The 12693-nt window shown below is 52.7% G+C and carries 9 protein-coding genes and 1 pseudogene; 3 read left to right on the forward strand and 7 right to left on the reverse strand.

What is annotated here, in order from left to right:
- Positions 1–43: 43 nt before the first annotated feature.
- From OCV69_RS00640 to OCV69_RS00650, 3 genes are read right to left on the reverse strand one after another with little or no spacing between them, the layout of a single operon-like run.
- Positions 44–883, reverse strand: coding sequence for a 3-hydroxyacyl-CoA dehydrogenase NAD-binding domain-containing protein (locus OCV69_RS00640; protein WP_158358381.1), 840 nt, complete (start codon positions 881–883; stop codon positions 44–46).
- A 40-nt stretch (positions 884–923) separates the two neighbouring features.
- Positions 924–1700 carry an enoyl-CoA hydratase-related protein gene (locus OCV69_RS00645; protein ID WP_022274190.1) on the reverse strand — a complete coding sequence of 259 codons (777 nt, stop codon included), beginning with the start codon at positions 1698–1700 and terminating at the stop codon, positions 924–926.
- A gap of 27 nt (positions 1701–1727) precedes the next feature.
- Complete coding sequence (locus OCV69_RS00650; RefSeq protein WP_022274189.1) at positions 1728–2909, reverse strand: acetyl-CoA C-acetyltransferase; 1182 nt, start codon at positions 2907–2909, stop codon at positions 1728–1730.
- 281 nt (positions 2910–3190) lie between these two features.
- Between OCV69_RS00650 and OCV69_RS00655 the strand changes: the two genes are divergently transcribed.
- The gene (locus OCV69_RS00655; RefSeq protein ID WP_158358382.1) at positions 3191–4537 is read left to right on the forward strand and encodes a butyryl-CoA:acetate CoA-transferase; all 1347 of its coding nucleotides are present in this window, start codon (positions 3191–3193) and stop codon (positions 4535–4537) included.
- Between the two features lie 108 nt (positions 4538–4645).
- Here the strand turns inward: OCV69_RS00655 and OCV69_RS00660 are convergent, their stop codons facing one another.
- The 4 genes and pseudogenes from OCV69_RS00660 to OCV69_RS00675 form a co-directional block, all read right to left on the reverse strand.
- A complete protein-coding gene (locus OCV69_RS00660) occupies positions 4646–5539 on the reverse strand; it encodes a LysR family transcriptional regulator (protein WP_158358383.1) in 894 nt (297 codons plus the stop codon).
- Between the two features lie 346 nt (positions 5540–5885).
- A pseudogene (locus OCV69_RS00665) lies at positions 5886–8393 on the reverse strand (YfhO family protein); the annotation flags it as partial.
- Between the two features lie 6 nt (positions 8394–8399).
- Positions 8400–8843, reverse strand: a complete 444-nt coding sequence (locus tag OCV69_RS00670) for a GtrA family protein (RefSeq protein ID WP_158358385.1) — start codon at positions 8841–8843, stop codon at positions 8400–8402.
- A gap of 148 nt (positions 8844–8991) precedes the next feature.
- Positions 8992–10272, reverse strand: coding sequence for an aspartate aminotransferase type Ic (locus OCV69_RS00675; protein ID WP_158358386.1), 1281 nt, complete (start codon positions 10270–10272; stop codon positions 8992–8994).
- Between the two features lie 226 nt (positions 10273–10498).
- Between OCV69_RS00675 and OCV69_RS00680 the strand changes: the two genes are divergently transcribed.
- Positions 10499–11776: a sensor histidine kinase gene (locus tag OCV69_RS00680; protein ID WP_158358387.1), complete on the forward strand. Its 1278-nt coding sequence runs from the start codon at positions 10499–10501 to the stop codon at positions 11774–11776.
- Positions 11776–12621, forward strand: a complete 846-nt coding sequence (locus OCV69_RS00685) for a response regulator (protein WP_022274179.1) — start codon at positions 11776–11778, stop codon at positions 12619–12621. Before OCV69_RS00680 ends, OCV69_RS00685 begins: the two co-directional genes overlap by 1 nt.
- Positions 12622–12693: the final 72 nt, after the last annotated feature.

Consider the following 12693-nt stretch of genomic DNA (forward strand, 5'->3'; position numbering starts at 1 on the left):
GGGAATCCCCGCGGGCTGGACCCGTTTTCCTTCCCGGTAATTCCTAGCGGGAATAGTCATAAAATCCCTTGCCGGTCTTCTGTCCCAGAAGGCCTCCGCGCACCATCTTCTTAAGAAGCGGATGGGGACGGTATTTGGGATCTCCTGTTTCTGTTTCCAGAACGTTCATGATGGCCAGGACCACGTCCAGGCCGATCAGGTCGCCCAGGGCCAGGGGGCCCATGGGATGGTTTGCGCCCAGCTTCATGGCTGTATCGATGCCCTCCACAGACGCAACGCCTTCGGCGTAAATACCGATGGCCTCATTGATCATTGGGATCAGGATCCGGTTTACGACAAAACCGGCGGCCTCCTCCACCTGTACCGGCGTTTTTCCGATCTCCTCAGAGATCTTCTTTACCGCCTCAACCGCTTCGGGAGCCGTATTCAGTCCCGCAATGACCTCCACCAGCTTCATCACCGGAGCCGGATTAAAAAAATGCATTCCCACCACATGGCGGTTAATGCCTGCTCCGATCTCTGTGATGGACAGGGAAGAGGTATTGGTAGCGAAGATACACTCCGGCTTGCAGATCGCGTCCAGCTCTCTGAAGGTCTGCTTCTTGATCTCCATATTTTCAATGGCAGCCTCCACGATCAGATCACAGTCTCCGCAGATATTCTTCACACCTGTGGTGATCTTTGCAAGGATCTTATCTGCGTCCTCCTGGGTCATCTTCCCCTTGGCGATCCTTTTTTCAAACCCTTTTGCGATTTTATTTTTACCATTTGCAGCAAACGTCTCATTGATATCGCAGAGCATTACTTCATAGCCCTCTGTCTGGGCAAATGCCTGTGCGATTCCGGAACCCATGGTTCCGGCTCCAATCACACCAACCTTCATGATTCTGCCTCCTTACGTTTATGGGGGAGCTCCCCCGCCATTACCGGTTGTTGAATTTTTCAACCTTCCGTTTTTCAAGAAAAGCCTTCATTCCCTCTCTCTGGTCCTCTGTCTCGAAGCACTCGGAGAAATACTGCTCCTCTATGGCGATGGCATGGTCCAGATCCGAGAGGAACCCGTCCGTTACCGCACGCTTGCTGTTTCTCACGGCAATGGGCGCGTTGGACGCGATCTTCTGTGCCAGCTTCATGACTGCCGGCATCAGCTCCTCTCTGGGGTATACGCCGTTTACCAGGCCGATCCGGTATGCTTCATCGGCTTTGATGTTCTGGCCGGTGAATACCATTTCTTTTGCCTTTCCGGTCCCAACGACTCTCACAAGGCGCTGGGTTCCTCCAAAGCCCGGGGTGATCCCCAGGCCCACCTCCGGCTGCCCGAACACTGCATTGTCGGAGCAGTAGCGGATGTCACAGCTCATGGCCAGCTCGTTGCCGCCGCCAAGGGCAAATCCATTGACAGCCGCAATGGTGGGGATCGGAAGCGTTTCCAGCTTCCTGAAGATATCGTTTCCGAATTTTCCGAATTCACGGCCTTCCTTTACGGTCATAGTGCTCATGGCCGCAATGTCGGCTCCGGCCACAAAGGCCTTCTCCCCGGCTCCGGTCACGATGACGGCCCTTGTCTCATCCAGGTTGATATTGTCGATCACAGCATCCAGGTCCTTTAATACCTGGACATTTAACGCATTCAAAGCTTCCGGGCGGTTGATGGTGATCACGCCAACATATCCGTCCTGCTCGTATGTAACAAAGCTCATTCCGGTCGCCTCCTGCTCAGTTTAAGATCAATCCCTCTTTACGATGGTGGCGCAGCCCATGCCGCCGCCGATGCAGAGCGTTGCAAGACCTGTCTTTGCATCCATCTTCTGCATTTCGTGGAGCAGGGTCACCAGGATACGGCAGCCGGACGCTCCCACCGGATGGCCCAGGGCGATGGCTCCGCCGTTGGGATTTAATTTTTCCAGATCAAAACCAAGCTCTTTTCCTACTGCCACAGACTGGGCGGCAAATGCCTCGTTGGCCTCGATCACGTCAAAATCGCCGATCTCCATTCCAGCCTTTGCCATTACCTTCTTCGTGGCAGCCACGGGACCGATGCCCATGATACGGGGCTCAACGCCTGCAAGGGCTCCGGCTACCCATGTGGCCATGGGAGTAACGCCCAGCTCCTTCGCCTTCTCTTCGCTCATCACTACAACGGCTGCTGCACCGTCGTTGATGCCGGAGGCGTTGCCTGCGGTCACCATACCGTCTTTCTTAAACGCCGGACGCAGCTTTCCAAGAGCCTCCATATTGGAGCCGGCTCTGGGGCCCTCGTCCGTATCTACAAGGATGGTGGTTTTCTTTGTTTTTACCTCCACCGGAACGATCTCATCCTTAAATGCGCCTGCCTTCTGGGCAGCCTCGCACTTGTTCTGACTCACCATAGCGAACTTGTCCAGTTCTTCTCTTGTGAGTCCCCACTGATCGCAGATATTTTCGGCAGTGATTCCCATGTGGTAGTGGTTGAACGCATCCCATAACGCGTCGTTTACCATCGTATCCACCAGCTCGGCATTGCCCATGCGGTAGCCGTAGCGGCCCTTCATCATCGCATAGGGAGCCAGGGACATGTTCTCGCAGCCGCCGGCAACGACGATATCTGCATCGCCTGCCTCGATCATCTGGGCTGCCATGTTGACGCTCTGTAAGCCAGAGCCGCATACCACGTTAATGGTAACTGCCGGAACCTCGATGGGAAGTCCTGCATTGATGGAAGCCTGACGGGCCACGTTCTGTCCCTGTCCGGCCTGGATCACACAGCCCATGTAGACCTGGTCCACCTGGTCGGGAGCCACACCGGCTCTCTTTAAGGCCTCCCTGATCACAACCGCGCCCAGATCAGCCGCCGGTACGGTGCTTAAAGCGCCTCCCATTGTGCCGATGGCTGTACGGCATGCACCTGCCAGTACGATTTTCTTTGCCATATGATTTTCCTCCTCATTATACCATCGCCGGAGGTCGGAAAAAGCCCGTATCCTCCGACAATATGATGTATCATAATCATATCACCAAATAATTGGCCTGTCAAATAACAAGCATGGTTTTTCATGTATTTTTTATAAACATTCAGCCTTCTTTTTTTATAATTTCGTGAAATTATTGACCGTCCATTTAGAAAATGCTAAAATGAAAAATGAATAAAAATTCTGCCCGGGTTTCTGGCTCCGGACAGTGAAAGAATATCTTAGAAATGAGGTCCTAAACCATGGATATCAGAAAAATGTATCAGGACAAGCTTGTGTCCGCCAGCGAAGCGGCAAAAACCGTAAAATCCGGCGACTGGGTCGATTACGCCTGGACTACCAGCACTCCGGTGGCTGTGGATGCGGAGATCGCCAAAAGGCTTCCGGAGCTTTATAACGTCAACTTCCGCGGCGGCATCCTCATGTGGGTCCCCGAGATCTTCAAGATCGAAAACCCGGCTGACCACTTCACCTGGAACTCCTGGCATATGAGCGGCATCGAGAGAAAAGCCATTGCCCAGGGCTTTGCCTTCTACGGCCCCATGCGCTATTCGGAGCTGCCCCGCTTCTACCGGGATATGTCCGAAGAAAACCGTCCGGATGTGGCCATCTTCCAGGCAGCCCCCATGGACGAGCACGGCTTCTTTAACTTCGGCCCCAACGCATCCCACCTGGCTGCTGTCTGCGAGACTTCCAGGACCGTGATCGTGGAGGTCAATGAAAATATGCCGGTCTGCTACGGCGGAACTGAAGAAGGCATCCACATCTCCAAAGTAGATATGATCGTAGAGGGCGATAATCCTTCTATCCCGGAAATGGCCGGAGCCCCCGCCACAGAGGTGGACGAGGCCGTGGCAAAGCTGATCGTAAACGAGATCCCCGACGGCGCCTGCTTACAGTTAGGCATCGGCGGAATGCCCAACGCCGTTGGCTCCCTGATCGCAAAATCTGACTTAAAGGATCTGGGCGTCCATACAGAAATGTATGTGGATGCCTTCGTCGATATCGCCATGGCCGGAAAGATCACCGGCGCAAAGAAAAATATCGATAAAGGCCGCCAGGTCTACGGCTTCGGCGCAGGTACGAAAAAGCTGTACGACTATCTGAACCGGAATCCGGAATGTATGTCTGCTCCCGTAAGCTACACCAACGACATCCGCACCATCTCTGCCCTGGATAACTTCATGTCCATCAACAATGCCGTGGACCTGGATCTGTTCGGACAGGTAAATGCCGAATCCGCAGGGATCAAGCACATCAGCGGCGCCGGCGGACAGCTGGATTTCGTTCTGGGCGCATACCTTTCCAAGGGCGGAAAGAGCTTCATCTGCTGCTCCTCCACCTTTAAGACAAAAGATGGCCAGTTAAAATCCAGGATCCTTCCCACCTTAAATCCGGGCTCCATCGTTACAGACACCCGTGCCAATACCCATCACCTGGTAACGGAGTACGGCATGGTGAACTTAAAGGGCCTGTCCACCTGGCAGAGGGCTGAGGCCATCATCTCCATCGCCCATCCCCAGTTCCGCGACGAGCTCATTGCCGAGGCGGAAAAAATGCACATCTGGAGACGCAGCAATAAACGGTAAGGACCAGAAACGCTGCATCCATCCTGAACCTCATAAAATTTCAATGGCCGTCCCGGGAGCTGTTCCAGCTTCCAGGGCGGCCATTTTTTTCTGCTCCGTCTTTCTTTTTTATTCCTCCTCCACCCGGATCCCCTCTTCCTGGGACAGCTTCTGTCTGCAGAGCCTTAAAAGGTGCTCCTGGTACGGTGAGCTGTCATCCAGCCGGTCCAGGTAATAAAGGGTCCGGCTTGGAGGCTCCACATCCAGGGTATGGATGGACACCGGCGCATCCCTTAAGACCGTTCTGGCGATGGAGATGGGAAGAAACGCCCAGTTATCTCCGCTCTGGGTAAAGTACTGAAGAAATCCCATCTCGTCCAGATACATCCTGGGAATGGCTTTATCTCCAAAAAAATAGCTGTGCCAGGCTTCAAAATTCCGGTCCCACATGGTGCGGATCTCCAGCTGCGGATCCAGCTCCCGGATCCTCACATGCTCCGGCAGGTTCAGCTCCTTTCCCGCCACCAGGCAGAGCTTCTCCTTAAAAAGGATATGGGTTCCGACTGAAGAAGAATAAATGGGATCTGTGATAAAGGCTATGTCCACGGACCGGTTGCCCACATAGGAATAAGCCTCGCTGGAGTGAAGGGTCGATACGTGGAGGCTGCATTCCGGATTCTCCTTCATAAAGGTGCGGAACACGGTGGGAAGCATGAACGCCAGCAGGCTCCCCACGCTGGCCACATAAAAGTTTCTGGACGGCGCTAAAAGCGCCGCCTCCCGGGTCTCGTTCCACAGGGCCTGCCACCGGTGGGCGATCCCGATGAAGGCGTGGCCCTGACGGGTCAGCTCCACCTTTCTAAGGCCCTTCCCGCGGACAAAAAGAGGATATCCCAGCTCCTCCTCCATGGCGCGGATCCTGCGCCCCAGAGCCGGCTGGGTCACATAAAGGGCCTCGGCGGCAGCAGAAAAGCTGCCCGTTTCTGTTATCTTTAAAAATGCTTCGATCTCCAGGAATGTCATATACGGCCCCCCTGCCTAAAATGTTAATAGTTATTAACATTATATCAAAAAATTAAACATTTTACAACGAAAGCCGGGAGTGTTATAGTATGCCCATGAGAAAAAGCAACGGGAACGCGGCTTCGGATCCACCGCTTCCCAGGAATGAATGTCTTGATTCTAAGGAGGGATCGATATGACCACGGAACTGAACGAGCTTTGGGAAAACTGTGAGCCCAACGATTAAATACGGGATTCAGGGGCCTTCCTTCCCCTTTCCATATTGATATTAATACTGAAAAAAACCGCCGCGTATCTGGTATGCGGCGGTTTTTTCCGTATGGAGCAGAGGCTCTCCGGGACGATCCTACGCCCCGGCGCGGCCAGAGCGGCGGCGTTTTACAAGCCACAGGAGAGCCAGGACTGCCAGGGAGCTCCCGGAAATGACCACTCCCGGAATAAAGCCTCCTGGCATGTAGGTTAAGGAGATCTCATGGGTCCCCGCTTCCACCGGAACAGACAGGAATGCCTCCAGGATCTTTTCCCCCTCCGCCGGCTGACCGTCGATGGTGATGGTCCAGCCCTCATCATAGGGGATGGAAAGGAACAAAGTACCGGATTCTGCGGCAGTTACCGTTCCTGTAAGCTTCGTGTCCCTCCAGTCATCCAGGTGGAGCGGCGACTGGGACAGGCGGTCATAAACCTGGATCATGGCCCTGGGAGAGAAGCGGTAAACAGCTGCCGTAAGAGTCTCCCCGGACTCTCCCGGCGTCAGGGTGATCCGGCTCCCCTCAGAAAGATTTCCCATTTCCAGCAGGTATCCCCGGTCCACATTGCTGAAATTCTTTTCTCCCGATGGCAGGGAGGCCTTGACATTCTTTACCTTTTTATTCTGGATATATACATAATATTCCCCGGCCATATCAGCGGTGAAGGTACACCCGGATCCGGAAACCTCTGTCTCCACCGGCACCAGGACATCGTCGGTTCCCAAAAGCAGGCACAGATCATTCTGCACCTCCGCCGGATTCTCCATCTGATACTGCCAGTTGTCCGCCAGATCGTAAGGAAGGACAAAGCCCAGGGGCAGGGTATACAGATTCTCATACAGGTAGGTCCCTCCGCTCTCCTGGATGTAATTGACCAGGTCCGTATTGGGAATATATTCCGAATACAGGGCATAGCGGACCGACAGCAGGCTGTCCACCAGGGGGGTGCTCCCAGTGATGCTGTATGCATTGGTGGAGGCCTCGCAGCCCATGCGCTTGAAAAACTTCGTCAGATCTGCGTTTGCAGTGGACGAAAACAGGGATACTGACGGAAAATTCATCCATGCTCCGTCATTTTTTGTCTTTCTCGTTTTTTTCTCCACCCGGTAAAAGTCCTCCGCCGGCTCCAGCTTCTCCATCAGAGCCTGCACCTCTTTATTATCCCTGGTGTAAGCCTCCCGGCTGGTGGTGGTGACGCTGGTGACTGTGGTATTGACAGCCGCCTCCACAGCCACCAGGGCCAGAGCCAGAAACGCCGCCAGTTCTCTTCTTCTCTTCTTATATAAATATATGAGTCCTGTATAGGCCGCCAGGAAGAGGATGGCCACGTAATATACAGCAAAGTGGAAATGCTCCTGCTCCACCAGCTTCTCCGCCAGGATCACAAAGCAGACGCTTCCCCAGAACGCCGCGGCAACATGGCGCCTGGGAATATCCCGCAAATACTGGAACGCCCGGAAGCAGACAAACAGCATGAGGAAAATATAAATAAACGACTGGCGGCAGGGGAGGCTGTTGGGATAGTGGAGCCCGTGCCAGATAAAATTCAGGGCGTTCACAGAGAAGCTGGCAAAAAAGAGCAGCAGCAGGCCGCAGTAAACGCTTTTTTCCTTTGCGGAGATCTTTTTGCACGCCAGGTACAGCAGGAAGAATAAAAATACCGCCACGCCGCAGTAAATATTGGGCCAGTGGTCCAGTCCCGTCTCCGTCTCCACATTGCCGATGTGACGGGCCAGCATGTCAAAGATCGGGAAATAGGACGTAAGGGTCTTTGGAAAATTCATATTTCCCGAAGCCGTGCTCTTTAAAACGGCCACCTCCGGCAGAAGAACAAGGGCCGCCAGCCCTCCGGCGATCAGGGAAAATAGCCCGAACCGGACGCAGGCCATCACATATTTTTTTATGGGCCCTGGCTTCTCCAGGATCAGAAGGGCAATAAAATACAGCACCATGAACAGGCAGGTCATGATGGAAATATAATAGTTGGAAAGGATGGAAAGCCCCAGTGTGATGCAGTAGAAAAATCCATTCCCGTCCTTCACCAGCCGCTCCAGTCCAAGAACGATCAGCGGGAACAGGATGATGCAGTCCAGCCACATGATATTCCAGCTGTACGCAGCCATATAGCCGGAAAGGGCGTAAAAAATCCCGAAATATCCAACCGCAGCCGTTTCTGTATGGCAGTGCTTTCTCAGATACCAGGCGAAGCTCAGGCCCGAAAGACCGATCTTCACAACGATCATACCGGTCATAAACTCGATGATATACGCCTTGGGGCACAGGATCACCAGCCAGTTTAAGGGGCTGGCCAGGTAATAGGCATAAAGGGCCGCAAAATTGACTCCCATCCCCACATCCCAGCTGTACAAAAGACTGCCTCCGGTCCGCAGCTTATGCTGGAATTCCGAGAAGAACGGCGCATACTGATGGTACATGTCCGTCCGTAAAAAGCTCTCCTCACCAAAGGGGAAGATCCCTCTCTGGATAAAAATGATGATCATAATGACCACCGGAACAAAAAATGCAATGACCAGCCCGTCTCCCGGCCGGATCAGGGTCGATCTTTTTCTGCTGTTTGGTTCCATGACTCCAAGCACTCCTTTTTCTGTCCGTTAATTTTTATGGGTAAAGATCACCAGCTTGCTGAGCACGTAGTTTAAAACCACCACCACCACGGAAATGGCCAGCTTGCAGATGAAAAATTCCATTTTTAGGATATCCACCATGATGAAAATGGCGGCCAGATTAAATAAAAAGGTGGCGATCCGGCACAGGACGAAGGAGGTAAACTCCCCCCATACGGCCCTGGGTTCCAGGGTATGGCTTCCAAATACCCACCACTTATTGGTCACAAAGGCAAAGAGCACTGCCGCCGCCCAGGCAATGGACTGGGCAGGCACCGGGTCCATATGGGCCAGATAAAACAGGCCGTTGGAGATCACATAGTCAATGAGGGTCGTAAGGACTCCAAAGACCAGATACGCCGCTCCCTCCCGGACGGTCCCATGATTCCGGCTTCCGGCCGTTCCATCCGATTCTTTCTTTATATGTTTCATTTTCTTCTCCCATATCTTGGATCTTGTCTTCAAAAATCTTCCCTCATTTTATTATAGCCCGGCCAAAAAGTAAAGGGACTGGGCCCAAAATCTAAGGCCCAGTCCCAAAAAGAAGAAAAATATAAAATTTTATCCAGCGTGCTGACGCTTACGCCTCCAGTAATTTGTCGATGCTCACTAACTTCACGCATACGCAGAAGATCTCTGCAGCCAGCTTTAAGTCCTCTAAGGACGGGAAGGACGGAGCGATACGGATGTTGGAGTCGTGGGGATCCTTGCCATACGGGAAGGTTGCGCCTGCACCTGTCATCACAACGCCTGCCTCTTTACACTTTGCAACGATCGCTTTGGCGCAGCCGTCTAAAGCGTCGAAGGATACGAAGTATCCGCCCTGGGGCTTGGTCCACTGACCGATCTCAAGGCCTGCCAGCTCTCTGTTTAAGATCTCGTCCACAGCCTCGAATCTGGGACGAAGGAGCTCGGCGTGCTTCGCCATATGGGCCTTGATGCCGTCTAAGTTCTTGAAGAAACGTACATGACGAAGCTGGTTGATCTTATCGTGGCTGATCAGCTGGTTATTCATCTGCTTCTTGATATCCTCGATGTTGGCCTTGGAGGTAGCGATGGCAGAAATTCCGGCGCCCGGGAAGGTGACCTTTGCGGTGGAGCCGAATTTATATACCATATCCGGGTTTCCAGCCTTTTCACACTCGGAAAGGATATCCAGAACGTGGCACGGATGATCCGGATACAGGTGATGTACGCAGTAAGCGTTATCCCAGTAAATACGGAAATCCTTTGCAGCCGGTTTTAAGTTTGCAAAGCGTTTTACGACCTCGTCAGAGTAGCACTGGCCGGACGGGTTGGAGTAAAGCGGTACGCACCAGATTCCCTTTACAGCCTCGTCGTTGTTTACATACTGCTCTACCAGATCCATATCCGGGCCGTCCTCATGGAGCGGGATATTGATCATTTCGATGCCGAAGAACTGGGTAATGGCAAAGTGTCTGTCATAGCCGGGAACCGGGCAGAGGAATTTCACCTTGTCCAGCTTGCACCAGGGCGTATTTCCCATTACGCCGTGGGTATAGGAACGGGATACGGTATCGTACATTAAAGTAAGGCTGGCGCTTCCGTACATGATCACGTTCTCAGCGGGAGCGTCCATCATTCCGCCCATTAATTCCTTTGCTTCCTGGATACCGGTCAGAACACCGTAGTTTCTCACATCGCCGTCAGCGGTCATGAAATCGCTCTTGCTGTTTAAAACATCCAGCATCGGAAGAGACAGATCTAACTGGTCCGGGCTTGGCTTTCCGCGGGCCATATTAAGGCTTAAATTTTTCCCCTGATACTCTTTGTAAACAGCAGTAAGCTGCTCCTTTAAGGAAGCAAGCTCCTCTTTTGACATTTCACGATATGGTTTCATGTCCCAATAACCTCCTCTTTCTTAAACACGATATAGTGATTGCGTTTTATGTTTCCATTATAATCGAATCCATCGTTTCTTACAACAAAAAAATAAAGATTCCGGCTTTATTTTCGTACATTTTTCCCAGTTCCCGCAAAAGATTCTTAAGCCGGGTTCATTGACTTTTGACTTTTCTTAACGTATCATGACATTGAAGGATGAGAAAAACAAGGGGGAAAAATGCATGAATGAATGGAAACGCAGTCTTCTGACCGGGACCATCGTGGCCCTGGCGTCCCAGCTTTACTGGAACGTATTTGTATCCGGCTTCCGGATCTCCCCTGCTGTGATCCTTCTCCCGATCCTCCTTATGACCATCGGAAAAAGTGTCTCCACGATCCGGATCACGGTGACAACGGCGGCGGTGGTATTCCTTTTCCGCCTCTTTCTGGCAGCCAGCGGCCTCTCCTCCTCCCCGGAAACGGCGGGACAGCTGGCCACCAACTCTATCTTCTATCTCTGCTATGGACTGCTTTTTTCTGTCCTTGTCCCCAGCAAGCCCACTGTCTCCTACCGGCGGCTGTTCCCGTCGGTGTTCATCTGCGACCTGCTGTCCAATCTGCTGGAGGTCTGTATCTTTGAAAGCGGCCGCTCCGGGACCCTTTCCCCCTCCATGGCCGGATATCTGATCCTGGTGGCCGTTTTCCGTACCCTGCTTGCCTGTCTGTTCCTGGCGGCAGAAAGCCAGTACCGGACCCTGTTAAAAAAGGAGGAGCATGAAAACCGCTACCGGCGGCTGTTTCTTATGACCACAGGGCTGAAAAATGAGATCTATTTTATGAAGAAAAACTCCGAAGAGATCGAATCTGTCATGAGCAACGCATACCGGCTTTATGAGCGGCTGTCGGCCATGGACGTGCCCGACGACATGAAAAAAATGTCCCTGTCCATTGCCCGGGACGTCCATGAGATCAAAAAGGACTATATCCGCATCATTCAGGGCATCGAGCAGGAGATCTCCGAGGAATACGACGAAAAGCAGATGAGCTTCCAGGACCTTCTCCAGATCCTGGAGGCCACCACCTATCACATCCTGGAAACCAGGCCCGTCCATATCCGTCTGGTTTTCCAGTGCTCTGACAACTTCATCACCAGAGAACACTATGAGCTGATGGCTGTATTGAAAAATCTGGTCAATAACGCCATCGAAGCCATTGAAGCCGGAGCCAGACGGGGGACCATCCAGATCGTGGAGCATTTAAAAGACGGGCAGTATGAATTTTCCGTTTCCGACGACGGGCCCGGGATCTCCGCCCGCCATCTGCCCAATATCTTTAAAATGGGCTACTCCACCAAATTTGATTATAAAACAGGAAACATCTTCCGCGGAGTGGGACTTTACGGCGTAAAGGCCACCGTGGAGGAAAAATTCAGCGGAACCATTTCGGTGGAATCCGAGCCGGGCCGGGGGACCCGGTTTCTGATCCGGATTCCGGCCGGAGCCCTGGAGGAGGTAAACTGATGCGTATCTATATTGTCGAAGATGATATTTCTGTCATTCATATCCTGGAGGATATCGTGGAGTCCGGAGATCTTGGCGAGATCTGCGGCGACTGCGGCGGAGAGCCCGCCGACGTCCATGAAGTCCTGCGGGCCAGGCCCGATGTGGTCCTGGTGGACTTTTTCATGCCGGTCATGGACGGGGTGGAATTCGTCCGCGAGCTACGCTCCTTCAACGCCACCATCAAATGCATCATGATCTCCCAGGTTTCCGCCAAGGAGCTGATCAGCAAGGCTTATACCGCCGGCGTGGATTTCTTCATCAGTAAACCCATTAACCTGATCGAGGTAACGTCGGTCCTTAAAAATGTGGCGAAGCAGATCCAGAACGAGCGGACCCTGGACAATATCCGCCATATGTTCATGAACGAGATCGGCCAGAAGCCCCAGAACAGCCGGGAATCCTCTTCCTATTCCAAAAAGCTCCGTTATATCTTAAACAGGATCGGCATGTCCGGGGAAAAGGGCTGCTCTGATATCCTGAAGATCTGCGATTATCTCCACCGGGAGCGGATCCCCGTATCCCAGATGAGCGTGGCCCAGCTGTGCGAGGCCGTCAGCGATTCTCCGAAAAACATGGAGCAGCGGGTCCGCCGGGCTATCGCTGCCGGAATGGCCAACGTGGCCCACATGGGCATCGAGGACTTTATGAACGAAACCTTTACCGCCTACTCCTCCACCCTGTTTTCCTTTGAGGAGATCCGTACTGAAATGGACTACATCCGCGGAAAACGGACGGACGGCGGAAAGGTCAGCATCAAAAAATTCATTGACGGCCTGATGCTGGAGGCTGACCGGGAAATTTGATCTTTTTTATCTCCATTCTGATTTTTTTTGTATTTTTTTGAAGGGGGCTTCTTATAGTTATATCCAGAGAAT

Origin of the sequence: Alitiscatomonas aceti, assembly GCF_025567195.1 — a bacterium.
Classification (GTDB): Bacteria; Bacillota; Clostridia; order Lachnospirales; family Lachnospiraceae; genus Alitiscatomonas; species Alitiscatomonas aceti.